This is a genomic window from Oribacterium sp. NK2B42, from assembly GCF_000424445.1.
Lineage (GTDB): Bacteria > Bacillota > Clostridia > Lachnospirales > Lachnospiraceae > Oribacterium.
On sequence record NZ_AUJX01000003.1, the window covers coordinates 1 to 16,098 of the forward strand.

A 16,098-nucleotide genomic window follows, 5' to 3' on the forward strand; every position below is an offset into this window, starting at 1 on the left:
ATTGTAGACAGATGGTATCCGTCATCTAAGATATGCCACTGCTGCGGTGCTATCAAGAAAGATTTAAAACTTTCTGACAGAATATATCGTTGTTCATGTGGCTATATTGAGGATAGGGATTTCAATGCAAGTCTTAATCTTAGAGATGCTATAGCTTACGAAGTTGCATAATCAAGCAAACGTAAGTATGTACTGCGGGCTATCGCAGGAATTTACGACTGTGGAGTGTACAAGAACTTGTAAGTAGCGTATTGCTTGCAATCGCCAAAACATACACGTTGAAGCAGTAAGAAGTATCCGTGAGGACTTCAATTTCTCGATGTGAGTATATTTACACACATTTTGAGTGGCAGAAGTAATGATTACCAAACGAATCATTCCGTGCCTCGATGTCAGAGACGGGCGCGTTGTTAAAGGTGTGAATTTCGAAGGACTCAGGGACGTAAACAACCCTGTTGAGCTTGGAAAATATTATAGTAACTGCGGAGCTGATGAGCTGGTATTTTACGATATCACTGCAAGCTTCGAAGGCAGAAAGTTGTTTACAGATATTCTCACAAAGGTTGCGAGCGAGATATTTATCCCCCTCACAGTTGGCGGAGGAATCAATACAGTGGACGACTTCGACAGAGTTCTGAAGTGCGGTGCCGACAAGGTTTCCGTCAATTCCGGAGCCATCAAGAATCCTGACCTCATCAACGAGGCAGCTCAGAAATACGGAAATCAATGTGTGGTGCTTTCTGTTGATGCAAAACGTGTTGACGGAAGCTTCCATGTATTTCTGAACGGCGGTCGTGTGGATACCGGAATGGATGCACTTAAATGGATAGAAGACGGTGTAAAGCGCGGAGCAGGTGAGGTTGTTCTCAACTCCATCGATACTGACGGCGTCAAGCAGGGCTTCGACCTTGAGATGCTGAAAGCTGTCAATGCTATCGTCAAAGTCCCGGTCATTGCTTCGGGAGGAGCCGGCTCCATACAGGATTTTGTGACACTCTTTAAGGAAATCCCTGATATGTCCGCAGGTCTGGCGGCTTCCATTTTCCACTTTGGAGAAGTAAAGATCGACGACCTGAAAAAGACCTTACATGACGAAGGTATCCCGGTAAGATTGTGATAAATCCTTATGGGTGGGTTTGATTCCGTTACGACAGCTTAGACAAATGTGTGTATTAAAGCAAAGGGGACTGCCCCTTAAAGGTGAAGAATTATGGCGATTGAAGATTTCGATATCGATAAAGTAAAATTTGATGAAAAGGGTCTGGTGCCTTGCATTGTTCAGGATTACAAGACAAAGAGGGTACTGACACTTGCATACATGAACCGTGAGTCCTTAGACATCAGTCTTAAAAAAGGATGCACCTGTTTCTGGTCCCGCTCACGTCAGGAGCTCTGGCTGAAGGGCGCCACCAGTGGTAACTTTCAGCATATCGTGACCATGGAGGCTGACTGCGACAGAGACGCCATACTGGTTCAGGTCATAAAGGACGGTCCTGCATGCCACCGCGGAAATGACAGCTGCTTTGATGACTCACTGTGTCAGTATTGGCCTCAGAACAAGCCATTCTAATGTGCCAATCAGATCTGCATCTGTGTGTCAGATACTAAAGCTTCCAAATGCAACTTTAATATAGTCGGTTAGATTAACATCTGTGTGTCAGTAATAAAGGCGGAAAACATGCATTTATAGATGAGGAAAATATATGAGTAAAGAAACCGAATACATGGACATATATAACGAGAAAAAAGAAAAGACCGGAAGAGTAGTGGATCGAAAGACTCCTCTCAAAAAAGGTGAGTTCATGATGTATGTCCTTGCAATCCTGGAAAGGGAAGAAGACGGCAAACTCCTTATCACCCAAAGATCTCTGGATAAAAAATGGGCTGCCGGAGTCTGGGAAATCCCTGGTGGAGGTTCCAAAGCCGGGGAGTTTTCATTAGACGCAGTAAAACGTGAGGTAATGGAAGAAACAGGCCTTGATATCTCAGCATGTCCGGATGAACAGAAAACTCCGGTATTTTCCTATGTTAATGAAGACCTCGAGAGGGGTGACAACTACTTTGTGGACATATATCACTTCGTATTTCCTTTTGATGAGAAGGATGTAACCATAGAGCAATCCGAAGCCATAGACCACAAGTTTGCTACATTAGATGAAATCACAGAGTTAAACGAACAGTCGTCTTTCCTGCATTACAGAAGACTGCTTCAGGCACTTGGAAAAGAGAAATGAATATTTTATAATTTTATCAGTAGATTTCTGAATATACTTCAGAAATCTATTTTTAGTGAAACATTTTTTATCGTACATAGCAGGCAGATATCCACCGGGGACGGTTCTCTCCGGCGAGAACCGTCCCCGGTGGATATCTGCTGAAATGCAGCTACACTCACACAGGAAAGCCTATATGGAAAACTTCAATATAGATGATTACATCGATGACCGCATAACAATTTACTCCACGGATGACCCGGATTTCGGACCTATCGAAGTCTGCGAAGGTTATTACCTTGGGGATCATATGCGCTTTCTTTTAGTTGATGATGCCATGCAGTCGGCTTACTTTACGGATGAGGGTCTCGAAACCGCTCTGCCCTTTGACTATATGGAAAGCTTTAACTGGGTCTACAGAATCAACAAGCACATAAAGAAGACACTGCTGGTCGGTGGCGGTGGATTTACATATCCTCGATATTATCTTGATATGTATCCCGACCGCTATATTGACACCATCGAAATCAGTCCGACCATAGTCGATATTTCCCGAAAGTATTTCGGTCTCACAGAGCTGGAAGAGAAGTACGGTGAGCACCTGAAGGTTATAGTGGAAGACGGCAATAAATACCTCATCGACCTTGCCCTCAGGATCAAGGCTTCGGCCTCGAATACTTCATCGGAACCACCGGCTTCCGAAACCGCAAGTGATTATCATTCACAGGAATCCCCGGCTTACGAAGCCGAAAGTGACTCTCTTCAACAGGGATTTCCGGCTTCTGATGACTCAGGTGACAACCCTGTTTCAACCGATACAGCTAACCAGCCGGGCTCATCATTGAACTCCTCAGCTCAACCGGTAAATGATTTGAAATACGACCTGATCCTGAATGACGCTTACGTAGGTCACAAATCCAGTGATATTTTGAAGAAATCCGCCGCCCTCATCAAGTCCTGCCTCAGGGAAGACGGCATCTATGCTGCAAACCTTGTGATTCCTCTCAAAGGAAACGGCGCCGTACAGCCTAAAAAGGATATGGAGATTTTCTCAGAAGTTTTTAACTACACCTTTTTGCTCCAGTGTGACGATGAGATAAACCCTTATGTACCCCAGAACTGCATCTTTTTTGCATCTGACGCACCTCTTGATATGTAAACACAGGCAGTCATCCACCGGGGACGGTTTTCTCCTGTGATATCGACTTGGACGGTTTTCTCCGGCTATGTCAACTTGGACGGTTTTCTCCGACGATATCAACCTGGACATTTTTCTATGGTAGATAAATGATGGTTACTGATGTATATCGATAGAAATATGATATCAAATATGGTTCAAATCTGAGCCAAGGAGGTCTTATGACTATAAAAGCAAACTACCACACCCACACCACCTTCTGTGACGGCAGCGATTCTCCGGAGGAGGTTGTACAGGAAGCCCTAAAAAAAGGTTTCACTCACCTTGGCTTCAGCGGCCACATGGATCCGGGCGTTTCCATGGATTTCGAAAAATATTTAGAAGAAATCAACCGCCTGCAGAATCTCTACAAAGGCAAAATTCGGATCTTCCGAGGTGCCGAGCTTGATAATGTCTACGCCCCTGAAGCAGTCACCGGAGTCGAATACATCATCGGTTCCACACATTTTATCCCGATTCCGGGAAGCGAACTGTGGCAGAAAACCGCACCCTATGGCACTCACAAAGAAGGCGCTCCGGATTCCGAGGTCTGCGGTGTCGATGGCTCACCCGAGGCTGTCCATGACAATTGTAAAAAATATTTCCACGGTGATTACTATGAAATGTCCGAAAGATATTTCGCCTTTGAGTCAATGGTATGTGACAGACTGAAGCCTACCTTCATAGGACATCTCGACCTCATCACCAGATTCAATGACCTTTCAAAAGAAGACGGAGGCCATTTCCTGGACGAAAGCGATGAGAGATATCTCGCACCTGCAAGAAAAGCTATAGATAAACTTGTGACCTACGGTATACCCTTTGAAGTGAACCTGGGAGCAGTAAACCGAAAGAGAAAACACCAGCCTTACCCGTCTCTTGAGCTTCTTAAATATATAAAAGAAGCAGGTGGAGAAGTTCTTCTGTCATCAGACGCCCACCAAAAAGAACTCCTTGACGGAACCTTCGAGGAAGGCATTGACCTTATAAAAGAAGCAGGCTTCGACCGTATAAACATGCTATGCAGAATATCCGATTTCGAATACGTAATACCCGCAAAAAACACCAGGGACAATACAGGCGGTCCTCTGTACTGGAAACAGCTTCGGATATAGTCTTTAACCGGAGTGTAATCGCTTTCAACAAAATGCTGTGATAAACCTGAAACCTTTCATATAATTTGTGAGACTCATCCATTGATGAAATTCAGAAAAGCTTTAATATAGGGTACTAATAAAAGTAATAGACACTTATCATCACTGTTATTAAAGTGATAACGTAAAAGTAGTCACTCAACTATTTTTGCAAACATCATTTGATTTTATTCCCTGAAAATAAAGTGTTGATTCATCAATGGAGGACCCATGAATCCTCCTTTTTAATTAGAAATATTTGGGTCATTGTCATGAATAGTACTAATGCAGTAAATCTTGGTCACAGTGTAAATAGTTCCAAAAATGAAAATCCGAACAAAACCTCCAGATCTTCTGTCAACATGCTTGAAGGCTCCCTTCTCGACAAAATCCTGCTTTTCGCCATCCCACTTGCTCTCAGCAGCATGATACAGCAGCTCTTTAATACTGCCGACACCGCAGTGGTTGGCCGTTTTGCAAGCTCTCAGGATATGGCGGCAGTAGGTGCCAATGCCTCCGTCATCAGCCTCATCGTTTCCCTCTTCATCGGTCTTTCCGTGGGTGCCAATGTTGCCATCTCGAGACTCATCGGCTTAAACAAAACAAAAAAGATCAACGATGCCATAGGCTGCATCATGCTTCTTGCAGGAGGAAGCGGAGTAGTGCTTTTATTTGTGGGCATACTGTTATCAAGTTCCATACTAACCGCCATCAGCACACCCTCGGACGTACTTCCTCTCGCCATAAAGTATCTCCGCATATATTCGGCAGGCATGCCCTTTATCATGCTTTATAACTTCGGTTCAGCAATCCTCAGAAGTAAAGGCGACAGCAAAACACCTCTTTACTCCCTGATAGTTGCCGGTGTGGTCAATGTCGTCCTCAACCTTCTCTTTGTTATCGCTTTTAAGCAGGGGGTTGCCGGAGTAGGCTATGCCACCGTGATCTCCAATATCATATCTTCGGGTCTGGTGGTGCAAACCCTCGTTAACGGAGAAGAAGACTTCAGATTAAAGCTCAGCAAACTTAAGCCACAGAAGGATGTATTATCCATAGTGCTCAAAATCGGAGTTCCCGCAGGACTTCAGGGCGTAATATTTGCCATTGCAAACACAGTCATTCAAAGCTCCATCAACAGCTTCGGTTCAGCCGCAGTTGCAGGCTCCACCGCCAGCCAGAACATGGAAAGCATGAGCTTTTTCTGGATCAATGCATTTAATCAGGCAGCAACCACCTTCATCAGCCAGAACTACAGCGCAAAGAAGCCTGACAGATGCAGGAAGATATTTATTATTTGTCTTGTAGGCGGACTCGTTACCTGCGGACTTATGAATGTCCTTTCGCTGGTATTCCATGACAGCATCATCGCCATCTTCACCAAAGACCAGGAAGTGGCAAAATTTGCCCTTATACGCATGTCCCACGTAATGATATTCCAGTGGATGGCAGCCTCCTACGAAGTATCCGGCTCCTCCCTCAGGGGCATGGGCATCTCAATGCTCCCGACCCTCCTCACCGTCTTCGGCTGTGTCGGCTTCCGTGTTATGTGGGTACTCCTGATTTTCCCTCTGTTCGGAACCTTCACCTCCCTCATGATGGTCTACATTGCCTCCTGGATCATCACCGGTACCTCAGTACTTACAGCATATTACCTGAAGGCAAAAAAACTTCTGAGATAGATTTAATAGTTAATCATCCTGAAGCAATAGATTTTCTGCAAACCTCATATCGCTGACTGACTCATATTGAATAAATCTGGGTTTGCGGTCAATCCTTTAGTTAGCATCAGATGACTCATTTTGTATATATCTTGATATGCAGTCATACAGATACCTTGCTATTGTTGACTCATTTTGAACAATTCTGGGTTTGCGGTCAATCCTTTAGCTAGCATCAGATGACTCATTTTGTATATATCTTGATATGCAGTCATACAGCTACCTTGCTATTGTTGACTCATATGAAACAATTCTGGGTTTGCGGTCAAACTCACATGTTAACAGCGGTCATCCGGCTCTGATCCACTTGACAACTGTCCATTTTGGAAATATGATGTAACAAGTTTTATAAACCAAAAGACGTTGATGGTGCACAGTAGTACAGAGCCACCTCTCCAAGAGAATGACCGTGAGGCGCTGAGAGCGGTCTGAGAGATTCTGATATGAATTTTCCCACCGGAGTCGTCCGGATGAAAACCTTCAAAGTAGTCCGGAACGTGTTATGCGCGTTAAGCATATCGAGTGTCTGATGATAAATCATCAGGAACCTGGGTGGTACCGCGAATTATTTCGTCCCTGTGTCTTAGAAATAAGACGCAGGGACTTTTTATATATGCCCTAGATTTTCAATCGAGGGAGCCTCGCGGCTTAGAGCGGTTCAAAGGAATCCGCCGGGATTCGTACCTTACTGTCCTCGAATCAAATAACAAAGGAGAGACCAAATGGAAAACACAAAGTTGGAAGAGCTTAAAAAGCTTGCGCAGGAGCATATCCGGAACGCAAAAGATACCAATGCACTCAACGACATCCGTGTAAAGTATCTCGGAAAAAAAGGTGAGATCACAACTATGCTCAAGGCTATGAAGGATCTGAGCCCTGAAGAGAGACCTAAGTTCGGTCAGATGGTCAATGCCATCCGCGAACAGATCGAAACAGAACTCAATCAGCAGATGACTGAGCTTCAGGAAAAAGCCAAGGAAATACGTATGGCAGCAGAAACCATCGACGTTACACTTCCTGCAAAGAAGATGGCTTACGGACATGCTCATCCAAACACCAGAGCTCTTGAAGAAGTAGAGAAAATCTTCGTTGGAATGGGTTATGAAGTAGTTGAAGGACCTGAAGTTGAGTATGACGAGAACAACTTCGAAAAGCTCAATATCCCTGCAGGACATCCCGCAAGAGACGAGCAGGATACCTTCTACATCAATAACAATATCCTCCTTCGTACCCAGACTTCATCAGTACAGGCAAGAGTTATGGAGCAGGGCAAGCTTCCTATCCGTATGATCTGCCCGGGACGTGTTTTCCGTTCAGATGCTGTGGATGCTACCCATTCACCTTCCTTCCATCAGATCGAGGGACTTGTTATCGACAAGCACGTAACCTTCGCTGATCTTAAGGGAACACTTGATAAATTTGCAAAGGAACTTTTCGGACCGGAAACCAAGACAAAGCTCCGTCCGCATCACTTCCCATTCACGGAGCCATCAGCAGAGGTTGATGTTTCCTGCTTCAAGTGCGGCGGAAAGGGCTGCCGTTTCTGTAAGGGGGAGGGCTGGATCGAGATTCTCGGCTGCGGTATGGTTCATCCTCACGTTCTTGAGATGTGCGGCATTGATCCTAAGGAGTATCAAGGCTTTGCCTTCGGTGTAGGTCTTGAGAGAATCGCCCTTCTTAAGTATGAGATAGATGATATGAGACTTCTCTATGAGAATGATACACGTTTTCTCAGCCAGTTCTGATGAAACATAATGCTTTAACACAATAGAAGAGGAGAATCACCATGAATACATCAATGAATTGGATCAAGGAGTATGTTCCTGATCTTGACTGTACTCCCAAGGAGTGGACAGATGCAGTAACACTTACAGGTACAAAAGTTGAGACCTGTACCATTTTAAATAAGAATCTCGATAAGATCGTAACCGGTCAGATAAAGACCATGGAGAAGCACCCGGATTCAGACCACCTCTGGGTTTGCCAGGTTGACGTAGGACAGGAGGCGCCGGTTCAGATCGTTACAGGCGCACAGAACCAGAAGGTTGGAGATGTGGTTCCCGTTGTTCTTGACGGCGGAAAGGTTGCCGGAGGACATGACGGCGGAGAGATGCCGGAGGACGGCGTAGTAATCAAGGCCGGAAAGCTTAGAGGAATCGAGTCCTATGGTATGATGTGCTCCATCGAAGAGCTGGGTTCAACCAGAGAGTTCTATCCTGAAGCTCCTGAGTCAGGCCTTTACATCTTCCCTGAGGGAACTCCTGTAGGACAGGACGCTCCTACATTACTGGGTCTCAATGACGCTATCCACGAGTATGAGATAACTTCAAACCGTGTTGACTGCTACAGTGTCATCGGTATCGCAAGAGAAGGCGCAGCAACCTTCAAAAAGACCTTCGTAATGCCTAAGGAAGAGAAATCCGGCAACAGCGAGGATATCAATGACTACTTAAGCGTCGAAGTCATTGACACAGATCTCTGCCCGAGATACACAGCCAGAATGGTTAAGAACATCAAGCTCGAGCCATCTCCAAAGTGGATGCAGATCCGTCTTGCCAGCGCCGGCATCAGACCTATCAACAATATCGTAGATATCACAAACTATGTAATGCTTGAGTACGGACAGCCGATGCACAGCTACGATTACGATATGATCAGAGGTCACAAGATCATAGTTAAACGTGCTCAGGACGGAGAGGTATTTGAGACTCTGGATCAGCAGGAGAGAAAGCTTGACCACACTGTACTTACAATCTGTGACGCAGAGGGTGCTATCGGTATCGCCGGAATCATGGGCGGCCAGAACTCAAAGATCACTGATAACGTAAAGACAATGGTATTTGAAGCAGCTACCTTCGACGGCACAAACATCAGACTCAGTGCCCGTAAGGTTGGCGACAGAACAGACGCTTCCGCTTACTTTGAGAAGGGTCTCGATCCAAACCTTGCAGAGTCAGCCATCAACCGTGCCTGCGCTCTTATCGAGGAGCTTCATGCAGGTGAGGTTATCGGCGGAATGATCGATGTTTATCCTGTAAAGCGCGAGGCTTCAGTGGTTAAGTGCAAAGCTTCCGAGATCAATCATCTCATCGGCTTCAACCTTACAGCACAGGAGATGAAGGAGTACCTTGAGCGCATTGAACTCAAGACCGAAATCGGTGCTGACGGAGACAGCCTCACAGTTACAGCGCCTACCTTCCGTCAGGACATCCACCTTATGTGCGATGTAGCAGAGGAAATCACAAGATTCTACGGCTATGCCAATGTTCCCACCTCACTTCCCGGTGGCTCCGAGGTAACCGGCCGTCTCGCTCCGGATCTTGCAATCAATGAGAGAGTCAGACATTACGCTCAGGCACTTGGATACTCACAGGCTTTCATGTACAGCTTCGAGTCTCCAAAGGTTTACGACAAACTTCTTTTCGCAGAGGATGCAGCTGAGAGACAGCAGATCAAGATCTCCAATCCTCTCGGTGAGGACTTCTCTGTTATGAGAACCTCCAGCATGAACGGAATGCTCACCTCACTTTCAACCAACTTCAACAGAAGAAACAAGGTTGCAAAGCTTTATGAGATGGCCAATGTTTACATCCCGAAGGCATTACCCCTCACAGAGCTTCCTGACGAGCGCATGACTCTTACACTTGGCTCCATCGGAGAGGGCGACTTCTTCGACATGAAGGGCGATGTTGAGAACATCCTTAACCAGCTTGGTATCAGAGGACGTTTCCACTATGACGCACAGGGATGTGAGAAGCCATTCCTTCACCCGGGACGCCGCGCAAACATCATTTACGATGGCAAGGTTATCGGATACCTGGGAGAGGTTCATCCTACAGTGCTTGAGAACTATTCAATCGGTGACAGAGCATACATCGCAGTTCTTGATATGCCTGAGGTTTATCCTCTTGTTAATGATGATACCAAGTTCACACCGCTTGCCAAGTTCCCTTCAGTAAGCCGTGACTTCTCGATGCTGGTACCTCTTAAGGTTACAGCAGGAGAGATAGAAGACGTGCTTACCCAGCGATCAGGAAAGCTTTGCGAGTCAGTTGAACTTTTCGATATCTATGTAGGAGCACAGGTTCTTGCAGGCTACAAGTCCATGGCCTATAAGGTAACCTTACGTGCCCAGGATCACACACTTACAGACGATGAGATCAATTCTGTAGTAAAGAAGATCCTCAACGGTCTCGAGAGACTCGGAGTTTCACTCAGAAGCTAAACTCTCCAGTAAAGATCCTCAACGGTCTCGAAAGACTTGGTATTTCACAAGAAAACTAAATAACGGAAGTGGCCTTCGCTTTAGATGATCATCATCCAGGCGAAGGCCACTTTTAAATATATGAGGCATCCATCTGTCACAATGTGAATGTCTTAAAAACTGCAGAAGAAAACCACCGAGGAACACCCCCGGTGGTTGTGATTTATCTTACTGGCTAAACCAGTCATCTTCATCTTCGTCCTGCTTTTTAAAGAAATTGTAGATCGTATCAAAGATGTCTTTTAGAGAAGTCGACTTAAGAACGTAGCCCGCAGGCTTAAGCTTAAGCACCTCCATAACACTTTCGGAATCATTGGCACCGGTCAGAAAGATAACCGGTATATCCATGGTTTCCGGATCATTTTGCATGATCTGAAATACTTCCCTTCCGGATTTCACAGGCATGAAATAGTCGAGGAGTATCAGATCAGGCTTATTCTTTTTAAGATATGCAAGTGCCTGATCACCGTTCTTCGCAACAGCGATGCGGTAATACTTCATCAATGCACCGTGGAGCATCTTGAGATACATGATATCATCATCAACCAGCAGAATTAATTTTTGTTCTTCAGCTGCCATAGTTAACCCTTCTAAAATATACTGTAATTAATATTGAAATTTCTGATAAGCTCCTGTACCAGATCCCAGTCTATATCATTAAGAGCAGCCTTGATCTTTACAAGCGTATTCTTCATATAGGGAGAGACCGATTGTGCCATAAGGAAATCCACCAGCTTTTCACAGGCATCCAGATCGTATTCTTCAGCCTTATGTTCGAGCAATTCAATAAAGCTGACGACCCGGTGTGTCGCATCTTTAATATTGTTCAGACTCTCAGATTAGCGCCCTTGAAATCTCTCTCAAGCTCACGCTTTTGCTGCTTCTTGGCAAGATCTGCGCGCTTGTCATAAAGCTTTTTACCACGGCAGAGGCCAACCTCCACCTTCACAAGAGATTTACGGAAGTAAACCCTGAGAGGAATGAGAGCGTAGCCCTGTTCCTTTAGCTTTCCGAGAATCTTGTTTATCTCGTACTTATGCATGAGAAGCTTTCGGTCTCTGAGAGCGTCCTTGTTGAAGATATTACCCTTCTCATAAGGATTGATATGCATGCCCTGGATGAAGACCTCGCCGTTTCTTATGCCGCAGTAAGCCTCTTTGATGGAGCATTGGCCCAGTCTCAGTGACTTAACCTCGGTGCCCGCAAGCTCGATGCCGCACTCGTAAGTCTCGTCTACAAAATAATCGTGATATGCTTTTTTATTGTTGGCTATGAGCTTTGTGCCTTCTTCTTTACCATATGTCGCCATAGCAGTCCTCCTCATCCCTTATCAACTGAAAATCTATAGTTCTTGTGAGCTTGTCGGCCCTTATTGCCCTGACACGTACCTTGTCCCCGAGTCTGTAAACCCTGCCGGTTCTTTCGCCCACAAGCTCATACTTATCCTCATAGAACACGAAATAATCATAGTCCATAAGTCTCAGGGATACCATTCCCTCGACGGTGTTTGAAAGCTGTACATATATGCCGTAATTCGTGAGACCGGAAACGATACCGTCAAACTCCTCATCAAGATGATGCTGCATCCATTCACATTCCTTCAGCTTATCTGTTTCTCTTTCCGCCTCATCAGCCCTTCTTTCCAGAGTTGAAGATCTCTCGGCAACTCCCGGAAGGAGACTATGATAATGTGAAAGCCTCTTACCCTTAAGCTCGCCCCTCAGATCTTCCTTGATTATACGATGAATCTGAAGATCGGGATATCTTCTGATGGGAGAAGTGAAGTGGCAATAGTACTTTGCCGCCAGACCGAAATGTCCGCTGCACTCGGTGGAGTAGCGCGCCTGTTTCATTGACCTTAGGGTCATGGTCTTGACAATCGGTTCCTCGGGTTTTCCCTCTATGGACTCAAGAAGCTTCTGTACTTCCTTGGGTCTAATGCTTTCTTCGTCACGTATTCTTATAAAATGTCCGAAATTCTCAATGGCACGTCCCAGAGCCTCAAACTTTTCCGGATCAGGTCTTTCATGAACACGATATACGAAAGGCATCTGCTGCCAGAAAAAGTCCTCGGCCACAGTTTCATTGGCAGCCAGCATGAAATCCTCAATGAGCATGTGTGCTTCGTTTCTGATATAAGGAAGAATCTCCGTAACCTTACCCTTATCATCAAGAATGATCCTGGTCTCGGGGAAATCAAAGTCGATACCCCCGCGCTCGTGACGGCGGTTTCTCAGAAGCTTTGAAAGCTCATACATTCTGAAAAGCATATCTCTATAAGGGAGATATGTTTCGAGGTCTTCGCCGTTTGTAAGCTCCGCCCCGGTAAGAACGGAATGAACCCCGTTGTAGGTCATTCTCTTATTGCTGTGGATCACTGATTCACATATCTCATGGTCGATGATCTTACCGTTTTCATCTATCTTCATGATGCAGCTGAGAGTTAGTCTGTCTTCATCCTCGTTGAGAGAGCAGATGCCGTTACAGAGCACTCTCGGAAGCATGGGGATGACACGGTCTGTAAGATATACGGAAGTTCCGCGGTTCAGGGCCTCCTGATCGATGAGACTGTGCTCTGTCACATAATGGGAAACATCCGCAATGTGAACATAAAGCGTATATATCTTTGAAGCTTCATCGTAAGTGAGAGAGATGGCATCATCCAGATCCTTGGCATCCTCACCATCGATCGTAACAGTGATAAGGTCTCTGAAATCGTGGGCACTTCTCTGTGCCAGAGCCTCCTCTGGAACAGTATCGGGGACGTTTTCTGCTGCCTTCATGATTTCCTTAGGGAATTCTTCAGGCAGTCCGTAAGCCCTGACTATAGAGAGGATGTCCACGCCGGGATCATTAACATGACCGAGAATTTCGGTGATTACACCCTCAGGCTTATGCTTTGCATCTCCGTAGTTTACGACCTTGACGACTACCTTGTGGCCGTTTACGGCACGCATATCCTTGCCCTGAGGGATGAAAATGTCCTTAAGTATCCGCTGGTTGTCAGGTTCAACGAAGCCGAAGCTTTTCTGTTTACGGTAAATGCCTATGATTTCTTTATTTGCATGCTCAAGAATCTGAGTTACATGTCCCTCGGAACGATGACTGCTGTCCGGATTTCTTGTGATGATGATCCTGACTCTGTCTCCATCCAGGGCATCCCCGGTGAAATCAGCGGGAATGAAAATGTCATCCTCATCCTCATGTCCTTCGAGACTTACAAAGCCAAAACCTCTCTGGTTTGCTATAAACGTACCTACATGAGTGAAATTCTCCGTACGTCCGTATCTTCCTTTTTGTGATATACCGATCTTTCCGGTAGATACCAGTCTGTCCAGAACTTCCTGGAAATCCCTTCTTTCAGGTTTCGGTATCCCCAGAAGCATGGCCATTTCTTTAGCTTTCATGGGCTGATAGATTTTATCTTTGACTAAATCCACTATCAGCTTTGCAAGCTTTTCCTTTTGATAATCCTGCATATAAACTCCTTGTCCGGATTCTGTGATCCGTCGAAATAGAAGCATAAGTCCTTGAAACGACAGTCCTTTAACGCGAGGGCTGACGCTACATGCAGAGTTGAATTCGAAAGCCTGTAGCAGATCAACACATTGCTGTATTGATACCGAACTTATGCAGAAAAAAACCTGCATACCTAATTGTATGCAGGTGTGAGATAACTGTCACTAAACTTATAGTTCAATCTTTTTGAGATCTTATAAAAACGATCACCAGATGATATCAAGTACCAGAGCGATGAGGAAAAATAAAGCTGCAGCGATCTTTGTGAACTTCTCGAGTCCGCCTTCGATGGAACGTCCTTTATTCTTTGACCAGTATGACTCAGCCATTCCTGAAATAGCTCCAAGTCCTGCACTCTTGCCTTCCTGCATAAGAATGATAGCTGAAAGTGCTACGCCAATGATACAAAATATGATTACAAGTGCGATTTTCATAAATCTTCACCACCTTATTCGCAATTAGTTTTCAAAATACCGTAGTACTATAACATGTTTTTATTTTCATTTCAAGTGGTATTGAAAGGCGGTAGTAATATTTATCTTTAAGTGTGTAACAGTTCAGCCAGGATGCCTTATTTTCGCAGTGAACAAGGCATTACATTGACCCATATTCCGGTTACCAGCATTTGAGTCATCCTGAATGGCAGGTTATAATGACCTAATTTCAGGTAATCAGGATTTGGGTCATCCTGAATGGCAGGTTATATTGACTCAATTTCAGGTAATCAGGATTTGGGTCATCCTGAATGGCAGGTTATATTGACTCAATTTCAGGTAATCAGGATTTAAGAAAAAAAAAATGGCAGATTACATTGACTTATATTCTGAATTCTGAGTTTTAAGGTCAATCAGTGGTTCCAATAACTCCAGATGGTGGGGAAAAAAGTCGACCACGGTCTTCGCGAACCATTGCCGGCTGAACTGTTACCTTTAAGTATAATTTGTTTCAAAAAGCGAAACAAATGTCGGGACATATGTTTCGGCTGGTAACAATATTGCTTATGGCCGATATTCGAACGGTAGTTCGAGGAGGCGTTGCGGCAAAGCTGTAGGGTCGGGCGTTTGTGCGGTGGAGTAGAGTGTGACTTTGCCGGGGGTGGTGCTGTCGGTGAGGAGGTTGGCTTCGCGAAGGCGGCGGCGGGTTTCACGGGAGGTGCCGTAGGCTCCGTCATGAAAGACTACGTCGTAGCCAAGGGCTTCACGGATTCTGTCGGTTACGAAGGGGAAGTGGGTGCAGCCGAGGACGACGCTGTCTACTATTTGGCCTCCGCCTCCGTCTTCTTTTTTGCGGAAGGGCTGTAACAGGTCCTTCAGGTAAGCATCGATCTCGGGGGAGTTTTCTTTGCCTGCTTCCACCAGAGGGACTATTCCGGGAGCCGCAACGGGGTAGATGTCGGCATTCTCGCTGAATCTTCCTATAAGATGGTGGAGTCGCTCTCCGTGGATTGTGGAGTTGGTTGCCAGCACCAGAACGTGGGGATAAGCATTAACAGCTTTATCCACTGCAGGTTTTACCGCAGGCTCCATGGCGACTATTATAGCATCTTTATATTTTTCTCTGAGATAGGTTGCTGCCGCAGATGTGGCTGTGTTGCAGGCGATGACTATGGCTTTTGCTCCGTGATCAAACAGGAAGCGAATGCTGTCGTCGCACATTTCTCTTATCCGTTCTTCACTTTTATCGCCGTAGGGTGCATTGATGCTGTCCCCGTAAAATATAAAATCTTCATTTGGCATGTCGTGTTTCAATATCCGAAGCACCGAAATGCCGCCAACGCCGGAGTCAAAAACTCCGATTGGAGATCGTCTTGAAATCATATGTAACTCCCAAAAATAATTCTATATTTTAAATCACAGCTCCGGCAGTTATCCACCGGGGACGGTTCTCGCCGGCGAGAACCGTCCCCGGTGGATAACTGTGTATTCATTATCGGATTCTTAAGCCGAGGCTCCCCATTCATTAATGGATGCCCACGGCATTCACTTTACAATCAGTATATCAAATCATAGGACTATTTACCTGTCGCTTCAAGTTGATTTTTCCCTGTCGTCAAAATATACTTAAATGAGTGGGA

At 45.4% G+C, this 16,098-nt stretch carries 15 protein-coding genes and 1 other annotated feature; of the genes, 9 read left to right on the top strand and 6 right to left on the bottom strand.

The window, feature by feature from the left end; genetic code table 11:
* From G625_RS23370 to pheT, 9 genes are all read left to right on the top strand, one after another.
* Window positions 1-171, top strand: a 171-nt coding sequence (locus G625_RS23370) for a zinc ribbon domain-containing protein (RefSeq protein ID WP_156884965.1), incomplete at its 5' end; no start/stop codon positions are given.
* A 187-nt stretch (window positions 172-358) separates the two neighbouring features.
* The gene (gene hisF, locus G625_RS0100010) at window positions 359-1,117 is read left to right on the top strand and encodes an imidazole glycerol phosphate synthase subunit HisF (RefSeq protein ID WP_029199473.1); all 759 of its coding nucleotides are present in this window, start codon (window positions 359-361) and stop codon (window positions 1,115-1,117) included.
* A gap of 93 nt (window positions 1,118-1,210) precedes the next feature.
* Entirely contained in the window at window positions 1,211-1,570 is a 360-nt protein-coding gene (gene hisI, locus G625_RS0100015) for a phosphoribosyl-AMP cyclohydrolase (RefSeq protein WP_029199474.1), read from the top strand.
* Window positions 1,571-1,703: 133 nt separating this feature from the next.
* A complete protein-coding gene (locus tag G625_RS0100020) occupies window positions 1,704-2,234 on the top strand; it encodes an NUDIX hydrolase (RefSeq protein WP_029199475.1) in 531 nt (176 codons plus the stop codon).
* Between the two features lie 175 nt (window positions 2,235-2,409).
* Window positions 2,410-3,372, top strand: a complete 963-nt coding sequence (locus G625_RS0100025; protein ID WP_029199476.1) for a spermidine synthase — start codon at window positions 2,410-2,412, stop codon at window positions 3,370-3,372.
* Window positions 3,373-3,572: 200 nt separating this feature from the next.
* Window positions 3,573-4,505 (top strand): histidinol-phosphatase, encoded by a 933-nt coding sequence (locus tag G625_RS17595; protein ID WP_049895507.1) that lies wholly within the window; start codon window positions 3,573-3,575, stop codon window positions 4,503-4,505.
* Window positions 4,506-4,795: 290 nt separating this feature from the next.
* The gene (locus G625_RS0100035; RefSeq protein WP_084152685.1) at window positions 4,796-6,202 is read left to right on the top strand and encodes an MATE family efflux transporter; all 1,407 of its coding nucleotides are present in this window, start codon (window positions 4,796-4,798) and stop codon (window positions 6,200-6,202) included.
* 393 nt (window positions 6,203-6,595) lie between these two features.
* Window positions 6,596-6,822: a binding site (T-box leader), on the top strand.
* Window positions 6,823-6,963: 141 nt separating this feature from the next.
* Entirely contained in the window at window positions 6,964-7,986 is a 1,023-nt protein-coding gene (gene pheS, locus G625_RS0100040; RefSeq protein ID WP_029199478.1) for a phenylalanine--tRNA ligase subunit alpha, read from the top strand.
* Between the two features lie 41 nt (window positions 7,987-8,027).
* Window positions 8,028-10,466 carry a phenylalanine--tRNA ligase subunit beta gene (gene pheT / locus G625_RS0100045; RefSeq protein ID WP_029199479.1) on the top strand — a complete coding sequence of 813 codons (2,439 nt, stop codon included), beginning with the start codon at window positions 8,028-8,030 and terminating at the stop codon, window positions 10,464-10,466.
* Window positions 10,467-10,673: 207 nt separating this feature from the next.
* Here pheT and G625_RS17600 read toward each other — a convergent pair whose 3' ends face one another.
* The 6 genes from G625_RS17600 to murI all read right to left on the bottom strand — a co-directional run bounded on the left by G625_RS17600 (window position 10,674) and on the right by murI (window position 15,841).
* Complete coding sequence (locus tag G625_RS17600) at window positions 10,674-11,084, bottom strand: response regulator (protein ID WP_049895509.1); 411 nt, start codon at window positions 11,082-11,084, stop codon at window positions 10,674-10,676.
* Window positions 11,085-11,095: 11 nt separating this feature from the next.
* On the bottom strand, window positions 11,096-11,287 hold the full coding sequence (locus G625_RS0100055; protein WP_029199480.1) for a hypothetical protein: 192 nt from the start codon (window positions 11,285-11,287) through the stop codon (window positions 11,096-11,098).
* A gap of 44 nt (window positions 11,288-11,331) precedes the next feature.
* Window positions 11,332-11,814 (bottom strand): SsrA-binding protein SmpB, encoded by a 483-nt coding sequence (gene smpB / locus G625_RS0100060; RefSeq protein ID WP_029199481.1) that lies wholly within the window; start codon window positions 11,812-11,814, stop codon window positions 11,332-11,334.
* Window positions 11,798-13,984 (bottom strand): ribonuclease R, encoded by a 2,187-nt coding sequence (gene rnr / locus G625_RS0100065; RefSeq protein ID WP_330364916.1) that lies wholly within the window; start codon window positions 13,982-13,984, stop codon window positions 11,798-11,800. The genes smpB and rnr overlap by 17 nt, the downstream gene beginning before the upstream one ends.
* Window positions 13,985-14,230: 246 nt before the next feature.
* Window positions 14,231-14,458, bottom strand: coding sequence for a preprotein translocase subunit SecG (secG, locus tag G625_RS0100070; RefSeq protein ID WP_029199483.1), 228 nt, complete (start codon window positions 14,456-14,458; stop codon window positions 14,231-14,233).
* Window positions 14,459-15,022: 564 nt separating this feature from the next.
* The gene (gene murI / locus G625_RS0100075) at window positions 15,023-15,841 is read right to left on the bottom strand and encodes a glutamate racemase (protein WP_029199484.1); all 819 of its coding nucleotides are present in this window, start codon (window positions 15,839-15,841) and stop codon (window positions 15,023-15,025) included.
* Between the last annotated feature and the right edge of the window lie 257 nt (window positions 15,842-16,098).